Annotated in this window: 13 protein-coding genes; 10 read left to right on the plus strand and 3 right to left on the minus strand. The window is 70.9% G+C overall.

The features are described from left to right. Positions 1–3: 3 nt before the first annotated feature. The 9 genes from ACSHT8_RS25470 to ACSHT8_RS25510 all read left to right on the plus strand — a co-directional run bounded on the left by ACSHT8_RS25470 (position 4) and on the right by ACSHT8_RS25510 (position 9,748). Positions 4–774: an Abi-alpha family protein gene (locus tag ACSHT8_RS25470; RefSeq protein WP_436493420.1), complete on the plus strand. Its 771-nt coding sequence runs from the start codon at positions 4–6 to the stop codon at positions 772–774. Next, positions 771–2,006 carry a DUF445 domain-containing protein gene (locus tag ACSHT8_RS25475; protein WP_436493421.1) on the plus strand — a complete coding sequence of 412 codons (1,236 nt, stop codon included), beginning with the start codon at positions 771–773 and terminating at the stop codon, positions 2,004–2,006. Before ACSHT8_RS25470 ends, ACSHT8_RS25475 begins: the two co-directional genes overlap by 4 nt. A gap of 82 nt (positions 2,007–2,088) precedes the next feature. Further along, entirely contained in the window at positions 2,089–2,472 is a 384-nt protein-coding gene (locus tag ACSHT8_RS25480) for a hypothetical protein (RefSeq protein WP_436493422.1), read from the plus strand. 58 nt (positions 2,473–2,530) lie between these two features. Continuing rightward, positions 2,531–3,559 (plus strand): L-glyceraldehyde 3-phosphate reductase, encoded by a 1,029-nt coding sequence (gene mgrA / locus ACSHT8_RS25485; protein WP_436493423.1) that lies wholly within the window; start codon positions 2,531–2,533, stop codon positions 3,557–3,559. Between the two features lie 132 nt (positions 3,560–3,691). Then, a complete protein-coding gene (gene ectA, locus ACSHT8_RS25490) occupies positions 3,692–4,261 on the plus strand; it encodes a diaminobutyrate acetyltransferase (RefSeq protein WP_436493424.1) in 570 nt (189 codons plus the stop codon). Beyond that, positions 4,194–5,447, plus strand: coding sequence for a diaminobutyrate--2-oxoglutarate transaminase (gene ectB / locus ACSHT8_RS25495; RefSeq protein WP_436493425.1), 1,254 nt, complete (start codon positions 4,194–4,196; stop codon positions 5,445–5,447). The genes ectA and ectB overlap by 68 nt, the downstream gene beginning before the upstream one ends. Then, a complete protein-coding gene (locus tag ACSHT8_RS25500) occupies positions 5,444–5,833 on the plus strand; it encodes an ectoine synthase (protein WP_436493426.1) in 390 nt (129 codons plus the stop codon). The genes ectB and ACSHT8_RS25500 overlap by 4 nt, the downstream gene beginning before the upstream one ends. Then, on the plus strand, positions 5,830–6,705 hold the full coding sequence (thpD, locus tag ACSHT8_RS25505; RefSeq protein WP_436493427.1) for an ectoine hydroxylase: 876 nt from the start codon (positions 5,830–5,832) through the stop codon (positions 6,703–6,705). The genes ACSHT8_RS25500 and thpD overlap by 4 nt, the downstream gene beginning before the upstream one ends. 280 nt (positions 6,706–6,985) lie before the next feature. After that, positions 6,986–9,748: a BTAD domain-containing putative transcriptional regulator gene (locus ACSHT8_RS25510; RefSeq protein WP_436493428.1), complete on the plus strand. Its 2,763-nt coding sequence runs from the start codon at positions 6,986–6,988 to the stop codon at positions 9,746–9,748. Positions 9,749–9,896: 148 nt separating this feature from the next. Here the strand turns inward: ACSHT8_RS25510 and ACSHT8_RS25515 are convergent, their stop codons facing one another. After that, positions 9,897–10,679, minus strand: a complete 783-nt coding sequence (locus ACSHT8_RS25515; RefSeq protein ID WP_436493429.1) for an SGNH/GDSL hydrolase family protein — start codon at positions 10,677–10,679, stop codon at positions 9,897–9,899. A 192-nt stretch (positions 10,680–10,871) separates the two neighbouring features. On the opposite strand from ACSHT8_RS25515, the gene ACSHT8_RS25520 reads away from it, so the two are divergent. Beyond that, on the plus strand, positions 10,872–11,504 hold the full coding sequence (locus tag ACSHT8_RS25520; RefSeq protein WP_436493430.1) for a DUF3159 domain-containing protein: 633 nt from the start codon (positions 10,872–10,874) through the stop codon (positions 11,502–11,504). Here the strand turns inward: ACSHT8_RS25520 and ACSHT8_RS25525 are convergent. Together ACSHT8_RS25525 and ACSHT8_RS25530 are read right to left on the minus strand one after the other, a co-directional pair. Beyond that, positions 11,469–12,398 carry an N-acetylglucosamine kinase gene (locus tag ACSHT8_RS25525; protein WP_436493431.1) on the minus strand — a complete coding sequence of 310 codons (930 nt, stop codon included), beginning with the start codon at positions 12,396–12,398 and terminating at the stop codon, positions 11,469–11,471. The two genes, ACSHT8_RS25520 and ACSHT8_RS25525, sit on opposite strands and share 36 nt — an antisense overlap. A 105-nt stretch (positions 12,399–12,503) precedes the next feature. Further along, positions 12,504–13,535, minus strand: a complete 1,032-nt coding sequence (locus ACSHT8_RS25530; RefSeq protein WP_436493432.1) for an SIS domain-containing protein — start codon at positions 13,533–13,535, stop codon at positions 12,504–12,506. Positions 13,536–13,575 lie beyond the last annotated feature (40 nt).

Raw genomic sequence — 13,575 nt, forward strand, 5'->3', positions numbered from 1 at the left:
CCTATGGTCGACGAGAGGCGTGCCCTCCCCTCCGGGAACGGCCACCAGCCCGCGCCCGAGTTCGTCGACCGGGCGGGGCGGGCGCTGGGGTGGCTGTACCGGAGCGGATGGCAGGTGGCGCGCAGGCTGCCGGGCGGCGAGTTGGCCGAGCGGCAGGTGCAGAAGGTCGAGGCGGCGTTCGCCAGCGAGGTGCGCAAGCACCTCGAGGAGGAGCCACCCGAGCCGACCGCGCTGATCGAGGCGCCCAAGCGGGCCAAGGAGCCGATGCGGCTGGCCATGGCCGAGCTGTTGGAGCGGTCGGTCATCGAGAGCAAGGACGCCGCCCGCGACCACTACTTCGAGTCGGTCCTGCGCCAACTGCTGCCCGATGAGGCCCGCATCGTCTCCGCGCTGTCCGACGGCACGGTGTTCCCGCTGATCCACTTGGCCGCGCGCACGTCCGTGGCCGGTGGGCAGCGGCTCGTGCTGGAGAACGCCTCGACGGTCGGCCGGACCGCCGGGGTCATCCAGCCCGGCCTTGTCCCGCTCTACGTCAGCCGCATCCTGCGGTTCGGCCTGGCCGAGGTCGGCGAGGAGGACAGCTCGCTGGGCGTGGCCTACGAGATGCTGCTGACCGACGACCGGGTCCGCGACGCCGAGACGCGGATCAAGGCAGGCGGCCGGTTCGGGCCGCGGATCATCCGGCTGACCTTGCGAATCTCCGAACTGGGTGCCCAGTTCTGGGCTGTCTGCGACCCGAGCGCGCGCGCCGTGGCACCCGGCGAGCGCCCATGAACGCCTTCCTCCAGGACTTCCAGACCAACTGGCTTGTCTACGCGTCGATGCCGGTCATCGCGGCCCTGATCGGCTACGTCACCAAGCTCGTGGCGATCCGGATGATGTTCCAGCCGCTGGAGTTCGTCGGGATCAAGCCGTTCTTCGGGTGGCAGGGGATCGTCCCGCGCCGCGCCGCGCGGATGGCCAGCATCGCCTGCGACACCATGACCGACCGGCTCATCTCCGCCGGTGAGGTGCTGGGCAGGCTCGACCCGGAACGCATCGTCAAGGAGATCGAGCAGCCGCTGCTCGACGGCGTCGAGGAGATCGCCGCCGAGATCGCCATGGAGTACCAGCCGGGGCTGTGGGAGTCCACGCCGGAGGCGGTGCGGCGGCGGGTGATCCGGCACGTGCAGGCCGAGGCGCCCAAGATCGTGCGGTCGCTGCTGGAGACGATCAAGACCGACGTGGACGCGGTGTTCGACCTGAAGGACATGGTCGTCAGCAACCTCGTCAAGGACAAGGCGCTGCTCAACCGCATCTTCCGCGAGTCGGGGCACAAGGAGTTCAAGTTCATCGCCCGGTCGGGCATCTTCTTCGGCTTCGCCATCGGCCTTGTGCAGATGTTCGCGTGGGCGGCGCTGAAGAACCCGTGGATCATGCCGATCTTCGGCGGCATCACCGGCTGGTTCAGCGACTGGCTCGCGCTGAAGATGATCTTCCGGCCGAAGTACCCGAAGAAGTACCTCGGCCTGTTCGAGTGGCAGGGCCTGTTCCTCAAGCGCCGCCAGGAGGTCGCCGCCGACTACGGCGCGCTGATCGCCAAGGAGATCATCACCCCGAAGAACGTCATCGAGGCGGTGCTGCACGGCCCGCTGTCCGACCGGCTGTTCGCGCTGGTCGCACAGGAGGTCCAGGCCGCGATGGACCGGCAGTCGGGGGTGGCGCGGCCACTGGTCGTGCTGGCCGTGGGCAGCGGGCGCTACCAGCAGATCAAGCGCAGCATCTCGCAGAAGGTGATCGAGCGGCTGCCGGAGACGATGGCGTTCATCGAGGACTACGCGGGCGACGCGATGGACATCCGGAACACCCTGGTCACGAAGATGCAGGAGATGACGGAGGAGGAGTTCGAGGGCCTGATCCGCCCCGCCTTCGAGCAGGACGAGTGGATCCTCATCGCCACCGGCGCGGTGCTGGGCTTCGCTGTCGGTGAGCTGCAGGTCATCTTGGTGGAGACGCTGGCGCACTGAGCGGCAACGTTTTGGCGATCACCGCCGGCGATGCTCCTCGGACGCGCCGATCCTCGGCGCCGGGATCATCCGAGGGGTAACCATGTCTGTGAAAGCCATGCTCCGCCGATTCGGCGTCGTCGCCGCGGCCACCGTCGCCGCGACCGCGGGAATGGCCGTGACCACCACGTCCGCGGCCTCGGCGGACGCGACCTGCGCCTGGTACGAGCCGTGCGGCGTCGTGCACAACCGCACTGGCCGCACCCTCGAGGTCAGCCGCGATTCATCCACGCACTGGGGCTGCACGCCGAAGGGGCCGTACAACTGGCTGCCGAGCGGGTCGAACTCCGACACCCGGTTCGGCTGGGAAGACGCGGACTGCTTCCGCTCCCACGAGTGCAGCGTGTTCTACGCCGGAGTCTGGTACAACCGCGGCGAGTGGGTCCGCATCTACAGCCACGTCTGGGTCTACGACACCAGCTGCTGACCGGTTCCCGCCATCCCGCGGCGTTGCGGCTGGCGGGTGCCGGAACTACGTTCGCGGCATGGCTCATGTCGCTGCTGAAGATCGCTACGACCGCATCCCCTACAACCGGTGCGGTCGTAGCGGGCTCAAACTGCCCGCCGTGTCCCTCGGGCTCTGGCACAACTTCGGCGACGACCAGCCGCACGAGATCGGGCGGACCATCCTGCGCCGGGCGTTCGACCTCGGTGTGACGCACTTCGACCTGGCCAACAACTACGGCCCGCCCTACGGGTCGGCAGAGCGGAACTTCGGCCGGGCGCTGGAGCGCGACTTCGGGCCGTACCGCGACGAGCTCGTCATCTCCACCAAGGCCGGGTACGACATGTGGCCCGGCCCGTACGGCGAGTGGGGCTCCCGCAAGTACCTGCTGTCCTCTTTGGACCAGTCGCTGGCCAGGATGGGCCTCGACTACGTCGACATCTTCTACTCCCACCGCTTCGACCCCGACACGCCGCTGGAGGAGACCGTCGGCGCGCTGGCCACGGCCGTGCGCCAGGGCAAGGCCCTCTACGTCGGCGTCTCGTCGTACTCGCCGATCGCCACCCGCCAGGCCGCCGAGCTGCTGCGGGCCGAAGGGGTGCCGCTGCTGATCCACCAGCCGTCGTACTCGCTGCTCAACCGGTGGATCGAGGGCGAGCTGCTCGACACCCTCGGGGAGCTGGGTGTCGGCTGCATCGCGTTCTCGCCGCTCGGGCAGGGGCTGCTCACCGACAAGTACCTCCACGGCGTGCCCGACGGGTCGCGGGGCAGCCGGAACTCGTCGCTGCTGCCGGAGATGCTGTCGGAGGACAACCTGGCCAGGGTGCGCGGCCTCAACGAGATCGCCCAGCGGCGCGGTCAGACGCTCGCCCAGCTCGCGGTGGCGTGGGTGCTGCGCAACGACCGGGTGACCTCGGCGCTCGTCGGCGCCAGCTCGGTCGAGCAGCTGGAGAGCACGCTGCGCGCGGTCGACGGGCCGGAGTTCACCGACGACGAGCTGGCCGAGATCGACACCTTCGCCGTCGACGCGGGGATCGACCTCTGGGAGACCTCCCGCACCGCCGGTTAACACGGTTCCGCGACTGGTCTCAACCGTACTGTTGCCCTCCTCACGGGGGTATTCGCGAATCCCCTGGTGAGGGCGCCGGGCCGAATCGCGGAGTTCGGTGCGCTCTAAATACCCCTGTTACGTTCCATCAGCATGTCGGGGAAAACGAAATACGCGATCGGCCCACCGTCTGTCGCGGACGGTTCGGCGATGTGGAGAATCGCGCGGGATTCGGCCGCGCTCGACTTGAATTCGTCCTACGCCTATTTGCTCTGGTGCCGCGATTTCGCGGGGACCTCCGCCGTCGCGCGGGTCGACGGCCGGGTCGTGGGGTTCGTGATCGGGTTCGTCCGGCCGGAGCGGCCGGACACGCTGGTGGTGTGGCAGATCGCCGTCGAGGCCGCGGTGCGGGGCGCCGGGATCGCCGGTAGGCTGCTTGATCACCTGCTGGAGCGGCACGCCGACCAGCAGGTCCGGCATCTGGAGACCACCATCACAGCGGGCAACGCCCCGTCGATCGGCCTGTTCACCGCTCTCGCCGCGCGCCACCAGGCGCGGCTGACGCGCAGCGAACTGTTCCCAGCCGATCAGTTTCCCGACGAGCACGACGCCGAGGATCTGTACCGCATCGACTTCCCGCACAGGATGGAGTGCCGTGAGCGTTTTCGACAAGATCGAGTCCGAGGTGCGCAGCTATTGCCGCAGTTGGCCGGTGGTGTTTGACACCGCGGTCGGCAGTCGTATCTCCGACACCGATGGCCGGTCCTACCTCGACTTCTTCGCAGGCGCGGGCGCGCTCAATTACGGGCACAACAACCCCGTGCTCAAGAACGCGGTCATCGAGTATCTGCTGCGCGACGGCGTGACCCACTCGCTGGATATGCACACCGTGGCCAAGCGCGATTTCCTGGAGACCTTCGCCGAGGTCGTGCTGGCGCCGCGCGAGCTGGACTACAAGGTCATGTTCCCCGGTCCGGCGGGCGCGAACGCCGTCGAGGCCGCGCTGAAGCTGGCGCGCAAGGTCACCGGCCGCCAGTCGATCATCAACTTCACCAACGCCTTCCACGGCATGACGCTGGGCGCGCTGTCGGTCACCGGCAACTCGCTCAAGCGCGGCGGCGCGGGCATCCCGCTGGTGCACGCCACCCCGATGCCGTTCGACAACTACCTCGACGGCCAGACCCCCGACTTCCTGCTGTTCGAGCGCCTGCTCCAGGACAGCGGCAGCGGACTCAACGAGCCCGCCGCGGTGATCGTGGAGACCGTGCAGGGCGAGGGCGGCATCAACGTCGCCAGGGTCGAGTGGCTCCGCGCGCTCTCGGAACTGTGTCAGCGGCACGGCATCCTGCTGATCTTCGACGACGTGCAGATGGGCTGCGGGCGCACCGGGCCGTTCTTCAGCTTCGAGGCCGCGGGCATCAAGCCGGACATCGTGTGCCTGTCGAAGTCGATCGGCGGGTTCGGCCTGCCGCTCGGCTTGACGCTGCTGCGCCCCGAGCTGGACATCTGGGAGCCGGGCGAGCACAACGGCACCTTCCGCGGCGTCAACCCGGCCTTCGTCGCGGCCACCGAGGCGATCCGGACGTACTGGACCGACGACACGCTGGAGAAGTCCACGCTGGCCAAGGGCGAGCAGGTCGGCCGGGCGCTGGCCGAGCTGGCCCAGGCGTACCCGGGTCTGCAGGCGCGTGGCCGCGGCCTGGCCAGGGGGCTGCGGTTCGAGTCCGGCGAGTTGGCGGGCCAGGTGTGCCGCGCGGCGTTCGAGCGGGGCCTGCTGATGGAGACCGCCGGGCCGGACGGCGAGGTCGCCAAGGTCATGCCGCCGCTGACGGTCAGCGACGCCGAGTTGGAAGAGGGCCTGGTGGTGATCGCCGCCGCGGTCCAGGCGACGGTGGGAGGCCGCCGATGATCGTCCGGAACGTCGACGAGCTGACCGGCACCGAGCGCGACGTCGTCACGCCGAATTGGCGCAGCAGGCGGATCGTGCTGGCCAAGGAGGGCGTCGGGTTCTCGGTGCACGAGACGACGCTGGCGGCGGGCTCGGTCAACGACTTCTGGTACGCCAACCACGTCGAGGCCGTGTTCGTCGTCGAGGGGCACGGCGAGATCGAGGACAAGGAGACCGGCGAGGTCCACGCGCTGGCGCCGGGCTCGCTCTACCTGCTCGACGGCCACGAGCGCCACCAACTGCGGCCCCGCACGGCGATGCGCACGGTGTGTGTGTTCAACCCCGCCGTGACCGGCCGCGAGGTGCACGACGAGAACGGCACGTACCCCGTGGGAGGAGTCGCATGACGTCCCTGACCATCGACGACCGCTACCGCACGCGCACGCGGCACCGGCTGGAGCCGATCAGCAGGCTCGAACCGACGGTTTGGTCCGGTGTGGACGGTCCGATCGGCGCGGCGACGCTCGCGGGCCACGACAGCCGCGGCTTCTCGGTGCACGACGAGCTGCTCGGGCCGGACGAGGTGCGGGCCTTCCGCGCCGAGCTCGACCGGCTGGCCGCCGACGAGCACCTCAAGACCGACGAGCGGGTCATCGTGGAGCCGCGGTCGCGCGACGTGCGGTCGATCTTCGAGGTGCACAAGATCAGCCCGCTGATCGGGGAGCTGGTGCAGGACCCGCGGGTGGCCGACCGGGCGCGGCAGATCCTCGGCTCCGAGGTCTACATCCACCAGAGCCGGGTCAACTACATGCCTGGCTTCCAGGGCAAGGGCTTCTACTGGCACTCGGACTTCGAGACCTGGCACGCCGAGGACGGCATGCCCGCCCCGCGCGCGGTGAGCATGTCGATCGCGCTGACCGACAACTACCCGTTCAACGGCGGCCTGATGGTCATGCCGGGCTCGCAGCGCACGTTCATCCCGTGCGTCGGCGAGACCCCGGACGACCACTACAAGGCGTCGCTGACCGCGCAGGAGATCGGCGTCCCGAGCCAGGCCGACATCACGATGCTGGCCCGGACCTGCGGGATCGACCAGTTCACCGGACCGGCCGGTTCGGCGCTGATGTTCGACTCGAACCTGATGCACGGCTCGGGAAACAACATCACGCCGTTCCCGCGGTCGAACATCTTCTTGGTGTTCAACAGTGTGCAGAACCTTTTGGCTGATCCATTCGCCGCCTCAGCCCCGCGGCCGGAGTTCATCGCAACCAGATTGTGATCTTCCGAACGCGGTCTGTTAGGTTGTCAGCACCTCGCCACTAGTTGATCGAGAGCCCGCCGCACTGCGCACGGGGTTGTGGTCCGGCGCGCTGTCGACCAACCAGGCGAGGATTCGGCCCCGCGCCGCCGACTTCGGGAATCGGCGGTCGCGGGGCCATCTATACGCCATTCGCGTGACACCACCGGACAAACCCCGGCGTGCGCCCGAAATAGCCCTAGGTTGTCTTGCAGCGCAAGGACGGACCGTGGGGACGGGCCGTGAACCGGGGGGTGGCGCCTTGCTTTCAGCCGACGACGGACCGCGCTTCTGCGTGCTGGGACCGGTCGGGGTGGTGATCGGCGACCACCCACTCGCGCTCGGCGGCCCCGGATTGCGCGCACTGCTCGCGATCCTGCTGCTCGAACCCAATCAGGTCGTGCCGGTCGAGCGCATCGTCGACCAGCTGTGGGACCACGAGCCGCCCGTGACGGCGCGCACGATCGTGCAGGGCTACGTGTCCAGGCTGCGCAAATGGCTGTCCGATGTGGACGGACCGGGCGGCGCGTGGATCGAGACCAGCGGGGCGGGCTACCAGCTGGTGGTCGACGAGTCGCGCATCGATGTGGCCATCGCCCGGCAGCTGCTGGCCGAATCGCGCGGCCAGGAGCCCGAGGTCCGCGCGAACCTGCTGACCAGGGCGCAGGCGCTGTGGCGCGGCCCGGAGCTGTCCGACATCGGCGGCCGGGTCCGCGCGCCGGAGCTGGCCGAGTTACGCCTGGCGGTGATCGAGGCGCGGATCGACGCCGACCTCGAACTCGGCCGCCACGACCACGTCATCGGCGAACTCGCCGCACTCGTCGACACCCACCCGTTCCGCGAGCACCTCGTCGGCCAGCTCGTGCTCGCCCTCTACCGCGGCGGCAGACGCGCGGCGGCGCTGGAGATCTACCAGCGGTTCGCCCATCGCGCCGCCGGTGAGCTGGGCCTCGACCCCGGGCCGGGCCTGCGTGAGCTGCACAGCCGGGTCCTGCGCGACGACACCGCGCTGCTGCGGCCGCGACCCGAGCCGGTGCTCAGCCCTCGGCTCGGGGTGCTCACGCCTGCGCAGCTGCCCGCGCCGCCGTCGGGGTTCACCGGGCGCGAAGGCGAGTTGGCCTGGCTGGACGGGGTGCGCGGCGAGGGCGTGGCGGTGCTGGCGGGACCGGCGGGCATCGGCAAGAGCGCGCTGGCGCTGATGTGGGGGAGCCAGGTCGCGCGCGAGTTCGTGCACGGCCAGCTCTACGTGTCGCTGCGCGGATTCGACCCGCGGCACCCACCGCTGTCCCCGGCGGGCGTGCTCGCCCGGTTCCTGCTCGCGCTCGGCGTCGCCGCCCACGACATCCCGACGGACTTGGCCGACCGCGCGGCGCTGTACCGGTCGCTGCTGGCCGACCGCAAGGTGCTGGTGCTGCTCGACGACGCCCGCGACTCCGACCAGGTCCGCCCGCTGCTGCCGGGCGCGGGCCGGTCGCTGGTGCTGGTCACGAGCAGACGGCGGCTCGACGGCCTGGTCACCCAGGGCGCGCGGCTGCGGATCCTGCACACCCTGGCCGCCGACGCGGCGGTCCGGCTGATCGAGCACGCCGCCGGTCCGCCGATCGACGCCGACGACCGCGCCGCCCGCGCGCGCCTGGCCCGGCTCTGCGGCTACCTGCCGCTGGCGCTGCGCATCGCGGGCGCGCGGCTGGCGGTGAGTCCACAGTGGTCGGTCGGGGACCTGGTGGCGGAGATGTCCGACGAGCGCACCCGGCTCGGGGCGCTCGACCTGGAGGACGCCGACACGAGCGTCCGCGCGGCGTTCGACGTCACCCACCGGGCGCTGGACACCGCGCACGCCGACACGTTGCGCGCGTTGGGGTCGTTCCCCGGGCAGTGGGTGAGCCCGCACGCGGTGGCGGCCCTGTGCGGGACGGACGTGGCGGCGGCGCGGGCGCGGCTGCGGGTGCTGGCCGGGTCGTTCCTGGTCACCGAGCTCGATCGCGACGTGTACGGGATGCACGACTTGGTCCGGCTCTACGCAAGGGAATTGGCCGACGAGGACAACGAGCCGCTGCGGTCCGTACTGCGGCATTACCTGCTGGTCGCCGACCTGTGCCGGCGACAACTCCGATCGGTTGACGACGACATCGCCCTGCCGTGGGACCTGCCGGTCCCGGAGATCACCGACCGCGACAGCGCCCTGGACTGGTTCGAGCGGGAGTGGCCGAACCTGCTGGCCGTGGCCGCCGCGGGTGCTGATGCCGGTCTGCACGAGGAGGTCTGGCGCCTGGCCCGGATCGCGGGCGACTTCCGCCGGGTCCGCTCCCGAAGGGACGACTGGGAGTGGCTGCTGGACACCGGATTGACCTCGGCGCGCACGGCGCGTGAGCCGCGCGGTGAGGTGTTGCTGCTGCTGAGCCGGTGCGTTCTGCTGACCCGCTTCGGCGCCGAACACGAGACGGTGGCGGACGCGTCGGCGGCGGTGGACCTGGCCGGGTCGGTCGGCGACCCGAAGCTGACGGCGATGGCGCTCAACACGCTGGCGAGCGCTTGGTACGGGCAGAAGCAGTACGCGGCGGCGTTGGAGGGCTATCAGCGCGCGCTGGAGCCGACGCGGTCGGCGGGGTACCGGTTGGGTGAGGCGAACCTGCACAACAACATCGCCCAGACGTACCTGAACCTGGGGCAGCCGTCGGACGCGCTGGAGCCGCAGGGTTTGGCCGTCGCGCTGTACCGGGAGATCGGTGATCTCGGATTCGTCGGCCTCGCGCTGGCGAACCTGGCGGAGATCGAACACGAACTGGGCGAGTTCTCCGCCGCCGACGCCCACGCGCGTGAGGCGGTGTCGCTGGCGGAGGTCAACGGCCTGGCGCTGACGGAGGCGTTCGGCCGGGAGGTCCTGGCCAGAGTCCTGCGCGACAGCGGCGACATCGCCGGCGCACGCGCGGAGTTGACCACGGCGGTGACCCGATACCGAATGGCCCAGTCGCCTGCCGCGGAAGCCGCACTTGCGGCGTTGGCGTCATTACCGCCCGGCGTTTAGCGGAGATTTAGCTAACCCGTCCGGGTGAGTGGCAGGGTTGCCCTAGGCGCGTTTGCGCGCTCAGGCGGGCGGTGGTGTGGGGGTACTGCTCGGAGTTCGGCCGGTGGCTCTTGGGGAGGGGGTACCGGCCGAACGCATGCTTGCGGGGTCAGACGTTCGCCCGGTCGTCGCGGCGGTACGGCTGGAGGGCCTTGTGTTTGGGGTGGAGGCCGTCGCCCATGGATTCGCCCATGATCTGCCGGCGGACCCAGGGGAGTAGGTGCGTGGTGGTCCAGGCCAGGTCGGCCTGGCGGGAGCGCAGCCAGGGCTGGCGTTCCTCCGGCGGGAACGGCTCGCGCCAGTCGCCCTTGGTGGGGACGTTCAGGGCCTCGGCGACGCGCAGGGCGATGCGGCGGTGGCCCTCGGTGGAGAAGTGCAGGCGGTCGTCGCACCAGGAGCGGCGGTCGTGGAGAGGGCTCATCGACCACAGGTCGACGAGGATGGCGTCGTGGCGTTCGGCGATGGCGTGCAGGTGGCTGTTGTAGATGGCGACCTTGCCGCGCACCCGGCGCAGCAGCGGCTGCACCTGCGGGTCGGGGCCGGTGAACATCACCACCGTCGAGCCCGCCGACCGCAGCTGGACGACGGCGTGCTCGAACAGCGCGGCCACGTCGTCCACATCCCGCCCCGGCGTGATGATGTCGTTGCCGCCGCCGCAGAGCGTCACGAGGTCCGGTGCTGTTTCCACGGCGATCGGGACCTGTTCATCCACGATCTCCTGCAGCATCTTCCCGCGCAGCGCTACGTTCGCGTACTGGAAGCCGGGGTTCACCTCGGCCATCGTGTCGGCCAGGCGGTCCGCCCAGCCGACGTAGTTGCCGTCCGCGCCCCCGTCGCTCATTCCCTCGGTGAAGCTGTCCCCGATCGCGACCCAGCTCGCCCACCCGTGCACAGCCGCCTCCTCCCCACTGGCCGACCCGTTGCCCACCCCAACTAACCGCCCAGAATGCCGTGTCATTCCCGACTTACGCCACCGTCGGTTACCGAAGCGTAAAGTAGTGTGACACCGGGTGACCACTCATTTCCTGTGGGATAAGGCTAGTTAGGGCTACCTAACCGAATCTCCGTACGGCAGGCTGTCAGCGTGGCCGCTTCCTCCGACACCCTCGCCGACCTGTTGGGCGGCCGCCGGGGTGCGGTTGACGCTACGGTGCCGCCGCTGGCGTTCCTACTCGCCTGGCTGGTGTCGGGCCGGGAGATCGGCTGGGGCGCCGCCGCCGCGGTCGTCGCGGCCGCCGCGGTCTGTGGGTACCGGCTCGCGACCGGGGCCAAGGTGACCGCCGCGCTGGGCGGGCTGGCCGCGGTGATCGCCGCCGCGCTCGTGGTGGTCTACACCGGCCGGGCCGAGGACTTCTTCCTGGTCAGACTTCTGGTCAACATCGTCAGCGGCCTCGCGTGGGCGCTCAGCATCCTCATCCGGTGGCCGCTGCTCGGTGTCGTCGTCGGTGCCGTCCTCGGTCAGAAGGCGCGCTGGCGCCGCGATCCCGACCTGCTGCGCGCCTACGGCCGGGCCAGCTGGGTCTGGGTGTTCGGTCAGTACACCGTCCGCGCGCTCGTCTTCGGCGCGCTGTGGCTGTCGGGGAACGTCGTGGCGCTGGGAGTGGCGCAGGTCGCCCTGTCGTGGCCGCTGGTGGCGCTCGTGGTCGCCGCCAGCGCCGTCGTCCTGCGCCGCTCCCTTCCGTCAGACCATCCCGGACTGCGACACCCGCGCGCTTGACGGGTGCGGGGCCATCGGGCCGAACGCCTCGCGCGCGGCCAGCCACGCCGCGCCCGCCACGCCGTCCTTCGCCGTGCGCACCTCGTGGTCGGACAGCATGTCCCGCAGCCGTGCGCCGACCGGGGTGTCGCCGCCTGCGACCGTGCCGACCAGCACGATCGGCCCGCCCGACCACGCCGCGAGCGCCTGGTCGGCCAGGATGCGCGCGGCGCGCTCGATGATGTCGGCCGCCGCCGGGTCGGCCGCGTGCGCGCTGACCAGCGGGGCGAACCGGGCCAGCCGGATCGGCGGGTCGGTGTTGACCGCGCTGATCAGGTGGTTGAACGGGGAGTCCGTCTCGCCGACCGCCAGCGACAGCACCGCCGCCGCCAGCGGACCCAGCGTCCCGCCCGCCTGGATCTCGCGGACCGTGGCCCGCACCGCCTCCCGGCCGAGCCAGAACGCCGAGCCCTCGTCACCCAGCAGCCAGCCGAAGCCGCCGACCGTGGCCGCGTGCCGGTGGTCCTCGATGCGCATCGCGATCGAGCCGGTGCCCGCGATCAGCACCGTCCCCTCTGGCTCCGGGGTGCCCGCGGCGAAGGCGACCTCGGCGTCGGTCATGACCTCGGCCCGCTCGACCCCGGCCTCGGCCAGCGCGACGCGGAACGCCTCGGCGACCGCGGGATCGGACAAGGCCGACGCGCCCGCCATCCCGAGCACGCAGGTCAGTGCCTGGTTGGTGCCCAGCGCCGCCACCACCGCGGCGCCGATGTTGGCCGCGGCCACCGCGGGCGGGTGCGAGTTCGGGTTGCCCCCGCCCGCCTCGCCCCGGCCCACGACTTCACCCGAGGCGGTGACAGCGATCGCGCGGGTGGCCGTCCCACCTGCGTCGATGCCCACAGCGACCTCGCCCACGGGGCCCTCCTTCGGTGCTATTACTCCGTTTGGCGTAGCATCGTCGATGCCCGCTCCGTTCAACCCCCTCGACGGAGCGGGCATCTCTTTGCCCAGCATCGCTTATCAGCGTGTGCGGGTGAGCTTCGACAGGCCGCGCGGCTGGTCAGGGTTGCGGCCGCGAGCCAGCGAGAGCTCCAGTGCCAGTCGCTGCAGCGGCAGGATCTCCAGCACCGGGGCGATCTCCTCGGCGGTCTCGGGCAGCAGGATCCGCGGCAGGTCGGCCGGGGCGGCCGAGCCGACGGCCACGATGTCGGCGCCCACGGTCTGGATCGCCTTCAGCACGTCGGCCATGGCCGTGCCGCCCGCGCCCGCGCTCGTCACCGCCAGCACCGACGTCGTCTCGTCGAGCGCGGCGATCGGGCCGTGCAGCAGGTCGGCGCCGCTGTAGGCGCGGGCCGACAGGTAGCTGGTCTCGGCGAGCTTCAGCGCGGTCTCGGCGGCCGTGGCCGAGGAGTAGCCGCGGCCGGTGCACACGACGCGCTCGGCGAAGCGCAGCCGGGCCACGGCGGCGTCGACGCCATCGGCGGCCAGCGCGGCCGAGGCGGTCTCGCCGATGCCCGCCGCGGCCGACGCGTCGCCGCCGCGGATGGCGTCGACCAGCAAGTACAGCGTCAGCAGGGTGGCGGTGTAGGTCTTGGTGGCGGCCACGGCCTGCTCCACCCCGGCGCCGATGTGCACGTTGAGCTCGGCGGCCTCGGTCAGCGGGGAGCCGGGGGTGTTGGTGACCGCGACGGTCAGCGCGCCCCGCGCCCGGGCGGCCGCGGTGGCCTCGACCAGGTCGGGGGAGCCGCCGCTCTGGCTGACGGCGATGTAGAGGACGTCGGTGAGGTCGGGCTCGGCCTTGTAGAGGGTGGTCGTCGAGGCGGAGATGAGGCCCGCGGGCAGGCCGAGCAGCACCTCGGTGAGGTATTTGGCGTAGATCGCGGCGTGGTCGCTGGACCCGCGCGCGGCGAACAGGACGAACCTCGGGCGGCGGGCTGCGATCGTCGCGGCCACCCCGACCAGGTCGGACCGGTTGTCGACGATGCCCGTGAGGACCGCGGGCTGCTGGTCGATCTCGGCGCGCATGAGCTCGCCCGGCTGGGTGTGCGGCATCAGGTCCCTCTCTCCGTTAAGGTCTAGACCAATCGTAGAG

The sequence above is a fragment of the Actinokineospora sp. HUAS TT18 genome, assembly GCF_051364635.1.
Classification (GTDB): domain Bacteria; phylum Actinomycetota; class Actinomycetes; order Mycobacteriales; family Pseudonocardiaceae; genus Actinokineospora.

Excerpts from the sequence above, each read along its gene's own strand:
- ACSHT8_RS25470 (WP_436493420.1), top strand. The coding sequence starts at position 4 with ATGGTCGACGAGAGGCGTGCCCTCCCCTCCGGGAACGGCCACCAGCCC.
- ACSHT8_RS25475 (WP_436493421.1), top strand. The coding sequence starts at position 771 with ATGAACGCCTTCCTCCAGGACTTCCAGACCAACTGGCTTGTCTACGCG.
- ACSHT8_RS25480 (WP_436493422.1), top strand. The coding sequence starts at position 2,089 with ATGTCTGTGAAAGCCATGCTCCGCCGATTCGGCGTCGTCGCCGCGGCC.
- mgrA (WP_436493423.1), top strand. The coding sequence starts at position 2,531 with ATGGCTCATGTCGCTGCTGAAGATCGCTACGACCGCATCCCCTACAAC.
- ectA (WP_436493424.1), top strand. The coding sequence starts at position 3,692 with ATGTCGGGGAAAACGAAATACGCGATCGGCCCACCGTCTGTCGCGGAC.
- ACSHT8_RS25500 (WP_436493426.1), top strand. The coding sequence starts at position 5,444 with ATGATCGTCCGGAACGTCGACGAGCTGACCGGCACCGAGCGCGACGTC.
- thpD (WP_436493427.1), top strand. The coding sequence starts at position 5,830 with ATGACGTCCCTGACCATCGACGACCGCTACCGCACGCGCACGCGGCAC.
- ACSHT8_RS25530 (WP_436493432.1), bottom strand. The coding sequence starts at position 13,535 with ATGCCGCACACCCAGCCGGGCGAGCTCATGCGCGCCGAGATCGACCAG.